Annotated in this window: 11 protein-coding genes; 6 read left to right on the forward strand and 5 right to left on the reverse strand. The window is 68.2% G+C overall.

Going from position 1 to position 14,083, the window contains the following annotated elements:
- Positions 1-60 precede the first annotated feature (60 nt).
- The 6 genes from AC07VL_RS00445 to AC07VL_RS00470 all read left to right on the forward strand — a co-directional run bounded on the left by AC07VL_RS00445 (position 61) and on the right by AC07VL_RS00470 (position 7,596).
- Complete coding sequence (locus AC07VL_RS00445; RefSeq protein ID WP_494804118.1) at positions 61-2,484, forward strand: TonB-dependent siderophore receptor; 2,424 nt, start codon at positions 61-63, stop codon at positions 2,482-2,484.
- A gap of 291 nt (positions 2,485-2,775) precedes the next feature.
- The gene (locus AC07VL_RS00450) at positions 2,776-5,037 is read left to right on the forward strand and encodes a TonB-dependent siderophore receptor (protein WP_494804119.1); all 2,262 of its coding nucleotides are present in this window, start codon (positions 2,776-2,778) and stop codon (positions 5,035-5,037) included.
- Positions 5,038-5,112: 75 nt separating this feature from the next.
- Entirely contained in the window at positions 5,113-5,256 is a 144-nt protein-coding gene (locus AC07VL_RS00455; protein ID WP_494804120.1) for a hypothetical protein, read from the forward strand.
- A gap of 2 nt (positions 5,257-5,258) precedes the next feature.
- On the forward strand, positions 5,259-5,606 hold the full coding sequence (locus AC07VL_RS00460) for a DUF3649 domain-containing protein (protein WP_494804121.1): 348 nt from the start codon (positions 5,259-5,261) through the stop codon (positions 5,604-5,606).
- Complete coding sequence (locus tag AC07VL_RS00465; protein WP_494804122.1) at positions 5,603-7,231, forward strand: PepSY-associated TM helix domain-containing protein; 1,629 nt, start codon at positions 5,603-5,605, stop codon at positions 7,229-7,231. Before AC07VL_RS00460 ends, AC07VL_RS00465 begins: the two co-directional genes overlap by 4 nt.
- The gene (locus AC07VL_RS00470; protein ID WP_494804441.1) at positions 7,231-7,596 is read left to right on the forward strand and encodes a DUF3325 domain-containing protein; all 366 of its coding nucleotides are present in this window, start codon (positions 7,231-7,233) and stop codon (positions 7,594-7,596) included. The genes AC07VL_RS00465 and AC07VL_RS00470 overlap by 1 nt, the downstream gene beginning before the upstream one ends.
- Here the strand turns inward: AC07VL_RS00470 and AC07VL_RS00475 are convergent.
- The 5 genes from AC07VL_RS00475 to AC07VL_RS00495 form a co-directional block, all read right to left on the reverse strand.
- Positions 7,583-9,391 carry a putative bifunctional diguanylate cyclase/phosphodiesterase gene (locus tag AC07VL_RS00475; RefSeq protein ID WP_494804123.1) on the reverse strand — a complete coding sequence of 603 codons (1,809 nt, stop codon included), beginning with the start codon at positions 9,389-9,391 and terminating at the stop codon, positions 7,583-7,585. The genes AC07VL_RS00470 and AC07VL_RS00475 overlap by 14 nt on opposite strands.
- Positions 9,392-9,559: 168 nt before the next feature.
- The gene (locus AC07VL_RS00480; RefSeq protein ID WP_494804124.1) at positions 9,560-11,188 is read right to left on the reverse strand and encodes a methyl-accepting chemotaxis protein; all 1,629 of its coding nucleotides are present in this window, start codon (positions 11,186-11,188) and stop codon (positions 9,560-9,562) included.
- A gap of 226 nt (positions 11,189-11,414) precedes the next feature.
- Entirely contained in the window at positions 11,415-12,884 is a 1,470-nt protein-coding gene (gene xylB / locus AC07VL_RS00485) for a xylulokinase (protein WP_494804125.1), read from the reverse strand.
- 134 nt (positions 12,885-13,018) lie between these two features.
- Positions 13,019-13,552, reverse strand: coding sequence for a GNAT family N-acetyltransferase (locus AC07VL_RS00490; RefSeq protein ID WP_494804126.1), 534 nt, complete (start codon positions 13,550-13,552; stop codon positions 13,019-13,021).
- Positions 13,549-14,067: a GNAT family N-acetyltransferase gene (locus AC07VL_RS00495; protein WP_494804127.1), complete on the reverse strand. Its 519-nt coding sequence runs from the start codon at positions 14,065-14,067 to the stop codon at positions 13,549-13,551. Before AC07VL_RS00495 ends, AC07VL_RS00490 begins: the two co-directional genes overlap by 4 nt.
- Positions 14,068-14,083 lie beyond the last annotated feature (16 nt).

Genomic DNA, 14,083 nt, shown 5'->3' on the forward strand with positions numbered 1-14,083 from the left:
TTTATCTGCTGCCGCGTCTACCACGTTAATCGACAACAAATTAACCTGGAGAAACGCACCATGTGGTCCCCCCGCTTCAAGCTGACACCCGCCCCTCTCGCCCTGGCCGCCATGCTGGCGCTGGGCACGACCACCGTGGCGCAGGCACAAGCCTCGCCCCCGATCAAACTGGCCATCGCCGCCCAGCCGCTGGGCCAGGCCCTGAATGAACTGGCGCGGCAAGCCAATCTGCAACTGCTGTTCGCTCCCGACCTCGTGGCCGGCAAGACGGCGCCCGCCGTCAGCGGCACGCTGAGCGTGCGCGACGGCCTGGAGCGCCTGCTGGCCGGCAGCGGCCTGCAGGCATCCATCGATGGCAATGCCGTCATCATCAAGGCGGCGCCCAGGGTCTCGGGCGAGACGGCCACCCTGTCGGAAATCACCGTGACGGCCAATGGCGAGCGCACGGCCACCAGCGACGGCACGGGCGCCTACACTACGCCCGCCGTGACACTGGCGGGTGTGGAACGTTCATTGCGCGAAACGCCGCAATCCGTATCCGTCGTCACGCGCCAGCAGATGGATGACAAGAATTTGTTCACCCTGGACCAGGTGCTGGAACAGAGCACGGGCCTGACGCGCATGAACCGCAGCTTCGGCTCGCACGAATTCCTCGCGCGCGGCAACGCCCTGTCCTACCTGGTCGACGGCATGCCCGGCATTTCCGACAATGCCACGGGCTGGCTGATCCCGGACATGGCCGTGTATGACCGCGTGGAAATCCTGCGCGGCTCGGCCGGCCTGATCGTCGGCGCCGGCACGCCGGGCGGCGTGGCCAACCTGGTGCGCAAGCGCCCGCGCGCGGAAGCCCATGCGGACGTCACCGCCACCGTGGGCAGCTGGAAGCAGCGCCGCGTGGAGCTCGATGCGGGCACGCCCCTGAACGCGGCCGGCACGGTGCGCGGCCGCGCCCTCGTGGCCTACGAAGACCGCGGCTACTTTTATGATGCGGCGCACAGCCGCATGCCCCTGTTCTACGGCATCGTCGAGGCGGACCTGGACGCCGCCACCACCGTGCGCGCGGGCGCGCGCCGCCAGCACACGGTGACGGATGGCTACTGGCTGTTCGGCCTGCCCCGCTACAGCAATGGCGCCACCTTGCCGATCCGCCGTTCGACCTCGCTGGCGCAGGACTGGAACCGCCACGACGCCACCATCGGCGAACTGTTCGCCGACCTGGAGCACCGCTTCGGCGGCGACTGGAAGGCCAGGGTCGCCCTCAACCGCACCTATGGCAATTTCGACCAGCAGGCGGCCATCGTGCGCGGCAGCATCGATCCCGTCACGCAAACGGGCGCGCGCCTGTACAGCATCAATTACCGCAAGCAGGATATCGTCACCACGGGCATCGACGCCAACGTGGGCGGCAGCTTCGGTGCCTGGGGCGGCAGGCATGAAGTGCTGCTGGGACTGAACGCCTCGCGCGCCCTCACGGATGACCACGCGGCCTCGACCTCGCCCGGCCTGCCCTTCGACGTCTTTCATCCCAACAATACGCTGCTGCCCCGCCCGACGCGCCCAGCCTGGGACTCGCTGCCGCAGCTGAACGAACAGCATTACGGCGCCTACGCCAGCACGCGCTGGGAACTCCATCCGGCGCTGCACCTGCTGCTGGGCGGCCGCCTGAGCTGGTTCGACAAGCAGACCACGGGCAGGCTGCCCACCGACCCCGTCAGCCGCTACAAGGAGAGCGGCGAATTCACGCCGTATGCGGGCCTGGTGCAGGACCTGGGCCGGCAGTGGTCCGTGTACGGCAGCTACGCCAGCATCTTCCAGCCGCAGAGCCTGTACTACACCCTGGGCGGACAGCCGCTGAAACCCGTCGTTGGCGACACCTATGAGGCGGGCGTGAAGGGCGAGCTGTACGACGGCCGCCTGAACGTGGCGCTGGCCGCCTTCCGCATCAACAAGCGCGACACGGCCATCTACGACGAGGCCAGCAACGACGATTGCCTGAAGTGGGACGTGACGGGCAGCTGCTACCGCAATGGCCGGCCGCTGCGCAGCACGGGCATTGACGCGGACGCCAGCGGCGAAGTGTTGCCCGGTTGGCAGCTGTCATCCGGCTACACCTACAACATCGCGCGCGGCGAGGCGGGCGAGACCCCGCCCACCGTCACGCCCAGGCATATGCTGCGCGTGTCGACCAGCTATCGCCTGCCCGGCGCGTGGAACCACTGGACCATCGGCGGCGGCGTCTCGGCGCAAAGCGGCTACCTGTACCAGGCGGACGACAACCCGGACGTGAGCTTCCGCAATGGCGGACGCACCGTCTGGGACGCGCGCGCCGCCTACATCTTCAACCGCAACTGGAGCGCCAGCCTCAGCATCGCCAACCTGACGGACAAGACCTACTGGGCCGCCACGGGCGAGCTGCGTCGCGGCAATTACTTTGGCGAGCCGCGCAACATCATCCTCACCCTGCGCTACACGCCGTCCCTGTAAGCGCCTTCCCGACAGCAGCACGCGCCACGGCCGCCGCATGCTTGCGGCGGCCGTGCTCGTTTACAGCCGCAGCGCATCCCTGCCCGGCACCGCACTCTTGCATGTCTCACAACTCAGCACTATAATAAGAATAGTTCTCATTCACATTTAGGCCTTCCAAGGTCTGCACGCCGTCCCCGGCCCGTGCACGGCTGAATGACACGCTGCGCCAGCCAGGCAAGCACGCCAAGCAAGCTCCCCCCACAAAAAGCCTGTCGCACGACGGCAGGTACACGAGAAGAAGGATGCTTCATGGCACGAACACGTTCGCTGGCCGGCACCGCCGCCGCCACGATTTCCCCCGCCCTCCCCGCATGCCGCGTGCGGCCGCTGGCCGCCGCCGTCCGGTCCGCCCTGCTGGCGACGGCGCTGGGCGCCGGCGCGGCCCTGGCCGCCGACGCCCCGGCCAATCCCGAGGTGGCCACCTTGAGCGAGATTAAGGTGCTGGGCCAGCAAGACAAGGCATCGACGGAAAACACGGGTTCCTACACGACGAAAGAGATGGCCACGGCCACGCGCATGGGCCTGTCGATCCGCGAAACGCCGCAATCGATTTCCGTGGTCACTCGCCAGCGCATGGACGACATGGGCTTGAACAGCCTGGCCGAAGTGCTGGTGCAGTCGACGGGCGTGACGGTGCAGGAAAACGACAGCGAACGCACCAATTTCTCCGCGCGCGGCTTTTCCATCGGCAATTATCAGATCGACGGCGTGGCCGTCAATTCGGGCAGCAATGCGCTGTTCGACACGGCCATCTATGACCGCATCGAAATCGTGCGCGGCGCCACGGGCCTGGTCAGCGGCAATGGCGACCCGTCGGCCACCATCAACATGCTGCACAAGCGCCCGGGCAAGGAATTTTCCGCCGCGGCCGGCCTGACCGTCGGTTCCTGGAGCAAGGTCCGCCTCGAAGGCGACGTCAGCGCGCCACTCAATGCCGACGGCAGCATCCGCGGACGCGTCGTCGTGGCGGACCAGAACCGCCATTCCCACCTCGACCTGTACCAGGAGCGCAAGCTGGTGGGCGCCGTCATCGTCGAGGCGGACCTGACGCCGGCCACCTTGCTGACGGCCGGCATCGACTACCAGAAGAACACGCCGAAAGGCACGAGCTGGGGCACCACGCCCCTGTTCTTCTCGGATGGCACCCTGGCCCACATGCCCCGCTCGTTCAACATGGCGGCCAGGTGGAGCAGTTGGGAGCGCACGTTCGAAAACAAATACGTCTACCTCGAACATCGCTTCGCCAACGACTGGAAGGTCAAGGCCGCGTATGGCCGCCTGGACAGTTCCTCGAACGGCAAGCTGTTCTACGGCGGCAGCGGCTACCCGAACCGCGACGGCTCCGGCCTGGGCGTGTGGAGCAGCGCCTTCCCCTACGATGAAAAGCAGGACAACTTCGACCTGTCGGCCAACGGCACCTTCCCCCTGTTCGGCCGCCGGCATGACCTGGTGATCGGCGCCAACGGCTGGAAGCGCGTCGGCACGACGAATGAAACGCAGTTCGAGGACCCGCTGCCCTTCGCCACCGCCATTCCCGACTTCCGCCACTGGACGGGCGACGTGCCCGAGCCGGCCATGCTGCGCACGGGCGCGCGCGACGTCGCCACCACCAAGCAGTCGGGCGCCTTCATCGCCACGCGCATCAACGTGACGGACAAGCTGAAGGTGCTGGCCGGCGCGCGCGTCTCGAGGTGGGAAACGTATAACGACCGCTACGACACCCAGGGCCGTTTTGCGCAGCGCAGCTCGGCCTACAAGACGGACGATGTGGTCACGCCGTATGCGGGCGTGGTGCTGGACGTGAGCAAGAGCACCTCGCTGTACGCCAGCTACACGGACCTGTTCAAGCCGCAGAATCTGAAGGACAAGAACAACGCCTTCCTCGACCCGATCACGGGCAGCAACGTGGAAGCGGGCGTGAAGAGCGAATTCCTCGACGGCGCCGTCAATGCCTCGTTCGCCATGTATGAGGCGAAGCAGGACAACCTCGGCGAGGAAGATCCCTCCGTGCCCCTGACCTTCTTGCTGCCGGACGGCAGCCGTCCGTATGTCTCGACGGGCAAGGGCACGAAAAGCCGCGGCTACGAAGCGGAAGTATCGGGCAGCCCGCTGGCGGGCTGGCAGTTGTTCGGCGGCTTTACGCACGGCACCTCGAAGACGGGCAAGGGCGTGCTGACCAACACCATCCAGCCAAGCAACATGCTGCGCGTCTCGACCACCTACCGCCTGCCCGGCCAGTGGCAAAACCTCACTGTCGGCGGCGGCGTGAACTGGCAGAACGAAATCTGGACGACGGCCACCCTGCCGGACAAGACGAAGACGCGGGTCAGCCAGGGCAGCTACGCACTGGCCAACCTGATGGCGCGCTACCAGATCAGCCCGAAACTGTCGGCCAGCCTGAATATCAACAACCTGTTCGACAAGACGTATTTCCGCCGCGTGGGTTTCTATAACGGCGGCTATTACGGCGAACCGCGCAGCGTGGCGCTGAACCTGCGTTACCAGCACTGATGCACCGTGCCGGCCGCCATCTTCGGGAGCGCGGCCGTTTTGACTGTTTGACATAAAAAATACCAGGGATACACCATGCACATCACCTCCATCGCGCGCCGCGGCGCCCTCGCCGCCGCCCTGCCGGGCGCCGCTACCGTGTGCGGCACCGCCGGCGCGCACCAGATCTGCCTGCAGCAGGACGGCCAGGCCCTGCCGCCCAGCAAGGACCGCGACTGACCATGCAAGCGCCTGCCCCTCCCGCTACCGCTGAAAAAGCGCCGCGCCTGCGCCTGTCCGCCGGCGCGCTCTACCGCCTCGGCGTGGCCTCGCGCAGCGTGGCCGCCATCGTCGGCGGCTACGTGCTGGCCGCGCTGCTCACCATGCTGCTGTCGGTCAGCCTGCCCATGGCCCGTTCCGAAGCCGTCATGACGGCCACCCTGCTGTCGTTTGCCATCTACACCTGCGTGGTGATGTGGGTCTTCGCCACGCGCAGCGCCCTGCGCGCCTGGCTGGGCCTCGCGATCCCCGCCGCCGTCATCGCCGCCATCCTGCAGTCGATGGACGCACTTTCCTGGAGTCTCGCATGAAAGAAGGTTTCCGCCAGTCGATGGCATGGCTGCACACCTGGTCCGGACTGCTCGTCTGCTGGATCCTGCTGCTGGTGTTTTGCGCCGGTACGGCCAGCTACTACCGCAATGAAATCACCCTGTGGATGCAGCCCGAACTGCATGGCGCCGCCGCCAGCGACGTGACGACGGAGGCTGCGGCCACGGTCGCGCAAGCGGCCATGGAAGCACGGGCCGAGGGCGCCACGCGCTGGTTCATCAGCCTGCCCGGCGAGCGCAATCCCGCGCTGCAGCTGGGCTGGAGCAAGCCCGCGCAGCCGGGCGAAAAGAAGCGCGGCCGCCGCGGCAATTTCCATAGCGAGGCGGCCGACCCGGCCACGGGCGAAGTGCTGTCCAAGCCGCGCGACACGCGGGGCGGCGAATTCCTCTATCGCCTGCATTTCGACCTGCACTACATGTCCGCCATCTGGGGCCGCTGGATCGTGGGCTTCTGCGCCATGTTCATGTTCGTCTCCATCATCAGCGGCATCGTCACGCACAAGCGCATCTTCAAGGACCTGTTCACCTTCCGTCCGAAGAAGGGCCAGCGCTCGTGGCTGGACGCGCACAACGTGACGGCCGTGCTGGCCCTGCCCTACCACATGATGATCACCTACACGGGCCTCGTCACCCTGATGTTCCTGTACATGCCGTCCGGCGCCACGGCTGCCTACAAGGGCGACCAGGATGCCTTCTTCGCCGAAGCCTTCCCGGGCCGCTCGGACGAGCGCAAGGCGGCCGGCGTGGCCGCGCCCCTGACGCCCCTGGCGCCCCTCGTGCGCCAGGCGGAGCAGCACTGGGGCGGCGGCAAGGTCGAGCGCATCTCCGTGAATCATCCGGGCGACGCCAACGCCAGCGTGACCCTGTCGCGCGCGGCCGGGCGCAACATCTCGTCGAAGCAGCCGTCGATGGAATTCGATGGCGTCACGGGCAAGCTGCTGGCCACCGATGGCGAAGCGCTGCCCGGCGCGGCCGCCACGCATGGCGTGATGTATGGCTTGCACATCGCCCGCTTCGGCGGGCCGCTGCTGCGCGCCCTGTTCTTCCTCTCCGGCCTGGCCGGATGCGCCATGGTGGCCACGGGCGCCCTGCTGTGGGCCGTCAAGACGCGCCAGAAGCAGGCCAAGGCGCTGGCCGCCGGCAAGCGCCCCAGCTTCGGCCTGCGCCTGGTGGAAGCGCTCAACATCGGCGCCATCGCCGGCATCCCGATCGCCTTCGGCGCCTACTTCTGGGCCAACCGCCTGCTGTCGGTGACGATGGAAGACCGGCCGAAGGAGGAAATCGCCTGCTTCTTCGGCGCCTGGGCGCTGGCCGCCATCATCGCCCAGCTGCGCCCGTCGCGCGCCATGTGGCGCATGCAGCTGGGCGTCGGCGCGTTCATGCTGGCATCCCTGCCCGTGCTGAACGTCTTCACCACCGCATCGCACCTGGGCGTGACCCTGTTCCTGGGCCGCGGCCCCTTGGCGGTGGCCGCCTTCGACCTGGTGGTGCTGGTGCTGGGCCTGGGCCTCGCGTATGCGGCGTTCAAATTGAAACCGCTGCCCGTGAAAGCGGCCAAGGCCGCACCCGCCGCCAAGCCGGCGCCGACGACGATGGAGGCCGCGTGATGGAGCTGCTGGCGAATTTTCTCGTCCTCGCCCTGTGCTACGCGGGCCTGTCCGCGCTGTGCCTGGCCATGGACCGCCACTACGCCGACCTGCACGGACGCGGCGCCGAACCGCCCGCGCCCCTGCGCCGCCGCCTGCAGTGGACGGGGTCGCTGGCGCTGGCGGCGGCCCTGGCCTGGGCCATGCACATCGCCGGCGGCTATGGCCTCGTCTACTGGATCGGCAGCCTGACGGGCTGCGGCTTGCTGCTCATCTGGCTGCTGCCCTATGCGCCGCATCACGCCATGCGCCTGGCGCGCGTCATCGGCGCCGCGGCCGTGCTGGCCGCCGTCGTGCTGGCGGTGCTATCCCTCAGGCCGGGCTAGCCGACTTGAGCAGCGCCTCGACGCCCTCGGGCGCCATGGCGCGGCCCAGGAAATAGCCGAACGCCTCGTCGCAGCCCATCTCGGCCAGCAGTTCCAGCTGCTCGCCGTTTTCCACGCCGCCGGCGACGGTGCGCAGTCCCAGCGTGTGCGCCATGGCCACGATGGCGCGCACCATGGCGCCGTCGCCGCCCGGCTTGCCCAGGTCATCGACGAAGCATTTCTCGATCTTCACCGCATCCGTGGGAAAGCGCTTCAGGTAGTTCAGCGACGCGTCGCCCGTGCCGAAATCGCTGATGGCGATGGCGATGCCCAGCTGGCGGAACTGGCGCATGATCAGTTCGCAGTTCTGGTTGCGGTCGATGAGGATGGCGGCGGCGATTTCCAGTTCGATGCAGCGGCCGGGCACGCCGGCCGCCTCCAGCGCGGCGGCGAAATTGCGCACGATGTCGCGCTGATAGAACTGGCGCGCCGACAGGCTGACGGAGACGGTCAGCGGCTGGCCCTGCGCGATCCAGCTGCGCGCCTGCTCCACGGCCGTGGCCAGCACCCAGGCGCCCACCGGCAGGATCAGGGCGCTCTCTTCCAGCACCGGCAAAAAATCGAGCGGCATCATCAGGCCCAGTTCCGGGTGCTTCCAGCGCAGCAGCGCCTTCACGCCCGTGATGCTGCGCGTCTGCAGGTCCACGCGCGGCTGGTAGTACAGCACGAACTCGTTGCGCTCGAGCGCATGGCGCAGCGCCGTCTCGAGGATGGTGCGCGAGTACGACTGCGTCTGCATGCGCGGCGCGTAGCGCTGGCAAGTGCCGGGGGCATGGCGCTTGGCCGCATACATGGCCAGGTCGGCCTTTTCGATCAGCGCATTGACGTCGTCGTCATCGTCCGGATACAGGGCCACGCCCACGCTGGCCGCCACAGCCAGGCTGTATTCGCCGATGACGAAGGGGGCGGCGATGGCGCCGACGATCTTCTCGGCCACCCGCTCGGCATCCTGCGCCGTGCGCAGTTCCGTCAGCAGGATGATGAATTCGTCGCCGCCCTGGCGCGCCACCGTGTCGACCTTGCGCACGCACTGCTGCACCCGGCGCGCGAACTCCGTCAGCACCTGGTCGCCCACGTCGTGCCCCAGGCTGTCGTTGATGGACTTGAAGCGGTCGATGTCGACGAACAGCACCGCCAGCAGGCCCTGGTGGCGGCGCGCATACGCGATGCCGTGCTCGAAGCGGATCTGGAAATGCAGCCGGTTCGGCAAGCCCGTCAAGCCGTCGTGGTGGGCGATGAATTCCAGCTGCTGCTCGGCGCGCCGGCGCGCCGACACGTCGTGCAGCAGCAGCACGGCACCGCCCTGCGCCAGCGGCGCGCAGCTGTACTGCACGTCGATGCGCTTGCCGTCGAGGTGGCGCAGCAGCACGGCGCCGCGCGCCACTTCCAGCACTTCCTGCTGCGCCACGCAGTCGCGCACCTGGCGCGCCGCGTCGATGGGCGTGCCGTCGTGGAACAGGGGCAGCAGCTGCGTCACGGGCTGCCCCAGGCCCTCCTCGGCCAGCAGGCCGCCCATGGCGCTGGCGCGGGGATTGAGGTACTCCACCACGCCATCCCGGTCGGTGCCGATGACGGCCGCCGGCAGCGCGTGCAGCAGCGCCAGCGTATCGGCCATGACCTGCGCCTGCGCCGCCTGCCGCACCACGCCCGTCGCATGGCGCATGCGCCACGCGCGCGCCGCCTGCCACTGGCAAGCCAGCAGCACGCTGAGCACCACGGACAGGCACAGGCACAGCGCCAGCAGCAGCGCCGTCATGCGTCACCCGGCAGGCGGAGGGTACGGTACATGGTTTTCCTTTGCAACGCGCGCCATGCGGCCGGGCGCAGATCCATGCGGAAAGGAAATAGTATAAGAATTCGGGCCGTTTTTTTGCCTGATCGGACGCCGCTTGACTGGCATCAAGCGGCGCGGGGCAGGTCCGCGTCAGGTCAGCGACAGGGTCCGGGCCAGGACGGCGCCCGCCGGCGCTCCCATGCCTGGCGTGCCATGCAGCTTGAAGATGCTGACGGCGTCGGCCAGGCTGGCCGCCTGCTGCTGCAGGGCGTCGGCGGCAGCGGCGGCCTGCTCCACCAGGGCCGCGTTCTGCTGCGTCACGCCATCCATCTGGCTGATGGCGATGCTGATCTGCTCGATGCCGTCGCGCTGTTCCACGCTGGCCACGGCGATCTCGCCGATGATGGCATTCACGCGCTGCACGCTACCCACCACGTCCTCCATCGTGCGCCCCGCCTGGCCGGCCAGCACGCTGCCCTCTTCCACCGTGCGCACGGATTCGCCGATCAGCTGCTTGATTTCCATGGCCGCTGCGCTGGAGCGGTGCGCCAGGTTGCGCACCTCGCTGGCGACGACGGCGAAGCCGCGTCCCTGCTCGCCCGCACGCGCCGCTTCCACGGCCGCATTCAGGGCCAGGATGTTGGTCTGGAAGGCGATGCCGTCGATGACGCCGATGATGTCGACGATGCGCTTCGACGAGGCATTGATATGGCTCATGATCTGCACCACCTGCGCCACGGCTTCGCCGCCGCGCTGCGCCACCTCCGACGCGCCGCCGGCCAGCTGGCGCGCCTGGTCCGCGTTGTCGTTATTCTGCCGCACGGTGGAGGTCAGCTCGATCATCGAGGCGGCCGTCTCTTCCAGCGAACTGGCCTGCTCCTCCGTGCGCGAGGACAGGTCCATGTTGCCGCTGGCGATTTCACCGGACGCCGTGGCGATGGCGTCCGTGCCGGCGCGCACCCGCCCCACGATGGCGGCCAGGTTGCCGCTCATGGCTTTCAGGGCGCGCAGCAGGTCGCCGATCTCGTCGCGGCTGCCATCGGCCACCACGGCGCGCAAGTCCCCCGCCGCCACCTGCTGGGCGATGCCGACGGCCGCGCCGAGCGGCACGGTGATGCTGCGGACCAGCCACCAGACGGTGACCGCCCCCACCACCAGCGTCACCAGCACGGTGGCCAGCATGGCGATGCTGGCGCTGCGGTGCGCGGCCGCGTCCTGTTCCTTCATCTGCGCCATCAGGGCGTGCGACTGCTTGCCGATGGCCGCGACGATGGCGTCGATCTGGCGCGTCGGCTCGCGGTCGATGCCCTTGACCAGCGCATCGACGGCCTGGGCGCTGTCGGCCCTCGCGCCGTCGTACTTTTGCAGCGCCGCCAGGTAGCTCACGCCCAGCGCATCGTGCGCCTGCACGGCCTGCGCCACGGGCGCCGTGTCCAGGCCCAGCGCGGCCATCATCGCCTGCAGGCTGGTCAATTCCTTGCGCGTCTGCGCGCCGCTGGCGACGAACGCTTCGCGGTAGCGCTGGAAGGCAGCCGCATCGCCGCCGCGCAGCAGGATGTTTTTCCACTCCTGCACCTGGATCTTGAATTCCACCTGTGCGCTGCGCGCCGCGTCGACGGCTTCCGTCAGGGCGACGGAGCGCTGCATGGCTTCGTTGCCGCGCGCGCTGGCCGCGTCGAGCGCGCTCCAGCCGCGCGCGCCGACGAAGACCAGCGCAAGGAAGAAGAAGGCGCCCAACAGACCCAGGCGGACGGAGATTTTCAGATTCGCAAGTTGCATGTGTTTCTCCCGGCGGCAAGAACAGGATGGCAACAAAGGTGGCGCCAAAACTATCCAATTCTCACCAAATACAGAAATCATGCGGCGCGCCCCGTGAAAAACCAAGCAGCGCTTTCGCTAGAGAAACACTTTCAACATAGAAACAACAAATTACACGAGAAGATTGACTGTCTGGCCATATTGCCGCACCTGCAGCATGGTCAGGCAGTCAAGCTTGCCGGCGGCGTCAGCGGGCGGACGCGGCCGCGAACTCCTCGCGCAGCAGCGGATACAGGCGCCGGTAGCGCGCCAGGCGCTCGTCCAGCACGGTGCCGGCCCGTGGCGCGATGGCTTCCTGCACGGCCGGACGCGTGCACACCTGCGCGGGCGGCAAGCCCGTCACCGCCATCTGCGCCAGGCGCGCCGCACCCAGGGTGCCGCCGGCCACGCCGTGGTCGTGCCGCAGCACGTGCAAGCCCGACGCATCCGCGCACAGCTGCGCCCAGAAGCGGCTGCGTGAACCGCCGCCCACGAACGACGCTTCCTGCAAGCGCGTGCCGGCGCTGCGCAGGGCCGCATTGCCGTCGGCCATGGCAAAGGCCACGCCTTCCATCACGCTGTAGGCCAGTTCCGCGCGCCCGTGCTCCGTCGACAGGCCGAAGAACACGCCGCGCGCCGCAGCGTCGTTGTGCGGCGTGCGCTCGCCGCTCAAATACGGCAAAAAGATGGGCGCCGTGCGCGCCTCGACGTTTTCCGCCAGTTTCACCAGTTCTCCGATGTCGGGCGACTGCGTCAGCTGCGCCACCCAGGCAAGGCTGGACGCGGCGCTGAGGATCACGCTCATCTGGTGCCAGCGTCCGGGCAGGCAATGGCAGAACGCATGCACGCCCTGGCCCGGATTGGGCGCGAAGCCATCGCTGCCCGCGAACAGCACGCCGGATGTGCCCAGCGACAGCAGGCCGGCGCCCGGCTCCACCACGCCCAGGCCCACGGCGGCGGCCGCGTTGTCGCCCGCGCCGCCGGCCAGCAGCACCGCGTGCGCGATGCCCCACTCCCGGCACAGGGCCGGGCGCACCTGCGCGGCGGCGGCGCTGCCCTCCACCAGGCGCGGCATGTGCCCGCGCGCGAGGCCGGTGGCGGCCAGCATGCGCTCGGACCAGTCGCGCCTGGCCACGTCCAGCCACAGGGTGCCGGAAGCGTCGGACATGTCGGAGACATATTCTCCCGTCAGGCGCAGGGCCACGTAATCCTTGGGCAGCAGGACCTTGGCCGTGGCGCGGAACAGCGACGGCTCGTATTTTTGCAGCCACAGCAGCTTGGGCGCCGTGAAACCGGGCATGGCCTGGTTGCCCGTGATGAGGCGCGACGCGGGTTCCAGCGCCTCGAGTTCCGCGCATTCGGCCGCCGCGCGCGTGTCGTTCCACAGGATGGCCGGGCGTAGCACGCGCTGCTGCGCATCGAGCAGGGTGGCGCCATGCATCTGGCCCGACAGCGCGATGCCGCGCAAGCCGGAAAACGCCTGCGGCTGGGCGCTGCGCAGCGCCGCGATGACCGCCAGGGTCGCCCGCCACCAGTCTTCGGGGTCCTGCTCCGACCAGCCGGCGTGGGGGCTGGAGACGCACAGGCTCACGCCGCTGCTGGCGAGGATGGTTTGCGCGTCGTCCGTCAGGATGGCCTTGACTTCCGACGTGCCGATATCGATACCGAGATAAGTCACGCTGCTTCCCCGCAAAAAGATGGCCGCACAGGCTGGCGCGGCGGACAGCCTGCATGGTAATCGGCGCGCGCCGGGCCGGGCGCGCATTTCTCCATACTTTTCCCGGTTTTCACGATACGCGCCAGCCAGCGCCTTCAGCCATGCTGGCGGAAGTCGCGCCGGTAGACATTCGTCTCCTTGCCGTCCGGCAGCCGGCGCGTGAAGCGCTCGAAGCGCAATCCCAGCTTGTTGAGCAGATTGATCGACGCCTGGTTCTGCTGCGACGTGATGCCGTACAGGGTGGGCAGGCGCAGTCCGTGCTGCGCATGCTGCACGATGGCGGCGGCCGCCTCGTAGGCATAGCCCTGGCCCCAGTGGGCTGGACGCAGGGCATAGCCGATATCGGGGCCGGGCAGGCTGTCGCGGCGCACCAGGCCGCCCATGCCCACGGGCGCGCCGTCGCTGCGCCGCTCGATGATGTACAGGGAATAGCCATGCTCGCGGAACTGCGCCATGGGGCCCGTTTCCAGCGCCGCGCGGGCCGCCTCCACGGTGTGCAGATTGCGCTGGCCGATGTTGACGATCCACGACGGGTCGTTGACCAGTTCCAGGTAGAAGGCCGCGTCGTCGGGCGTGACGGTGCGCAGACGCAGGCGCGGCGTCTCGCAGATGGTGACGGCGGCGCTCATGCGGGCCACTGCATCGGGTCGCTGAGCAACTGGTACATCACGTAGGCGTCCACATAGCCCAGCTGCGCGTGGCGGTAGGCCAGCGGCAGGGTAGCGACCACGCTGAAACCGAGCTTCTTCCACAGGGTGACGGCGGCCAGGTTGGTGCTGACGACGAAGTTGAACTGCATCGCAAGGAAACCCGCGCGGCGCGCCTCCTCCATGCAGTGCACGCCCAGCATGCGGCCCACGCCCACGCCCTGCGCGGCGGGATCGACCATGAACGAGGCATTGGCCACGTGCGATCCATGGCCAGGCTGGTTCGCCACCAGCTTGTACATGCCCAGCAGGCGCTCCGCGCCCATCGTGGCGACAAAACTCTGCACGCCGGGGCCGAACCAGTAGGCGCGGCAGTCTTCGCGCGTGGCGTCGGCAGGGAAGGTGTAAGTGTCGCCAGCGGCGACCAGCGTGTGGAAGATCGGCCACATGGCGTCGAAATCGGCTTCGTTGGCCGGGCGGATATCAATTTCTTTCAAGGCGGTGCTCCCGATA

Source organism: Janthinobacterium sp. GW821-FHT03C08, from assembly GCF_059420905.1.

Bases quoted from the DNA above. Each gene is read 5' to 3' on its own strand.
- AC07VL_RS00460 (WP_494804121.1), top strand. From the start codon at position 5,259: ATGCAAGCGCCTGCCCCTCCCGCTACCGCTGAAAAAGCGCCGCGCCTG.
- AC07VL_RS00475 (WP_494804123.1), bottom strand. From the start codon at position 9,391: ATGACGGCGCTGCTGCTGGCGCTGTGCCTGTGCCTGTCCGTGGTGCTC.
- AC07VL_RS00480 (WP_494804124.1), bottom strand. From the start codon at position 11,188: ATGCAACTTGCGAATCTGAAAATCTCCGTCCGCCTGGGTCTGTTGGGC.
- AC07VL_RS00455 (WP_494804120.1), top strand. From the start codon at position 5,113: ATGCACATCACCTCCATCGCGCGCCGCGGCGCCCTCGCCGCCGCCCTG.
- AC07VL_RS00450 (WP_494804119.1), top strand. From the start codon at position 2,776: ATGGCACGAACACGTTCGCTGGCCGGCACCGCCGCCGCCACGATTTCC.
- AC07VL_RS00490 (WP_494804126.1), bottom strand. From the start codon at position 13,552: ATGAGCGCCGCCGTCACCATCTGCGAGACGCCGCGCCTGCGTCTGCGC.
- AC07VL_RS00465 (WP_494804122.1), top strand. From the start codon at position 5,603: ATGAAAGAAGGTTTCCGCCAGTCGATGGCATGGCTGCACACCTGGTCC.
- AC07VL_RS00470 (WP_494804441.1), top strand. From the start codon at position 7,231: ATGGAGCTGCTGGCGAATTTTCTCGTCCTCGCCCTGTGCTACGCGGGC.
- AC07VL_RS00445 (WP_494804118.1), top strand. From the start codon at position 61: ATGTGGTCCCCCCGCTTCAAGCTGACACCCGCCCCTCTCGCCCTGGCC.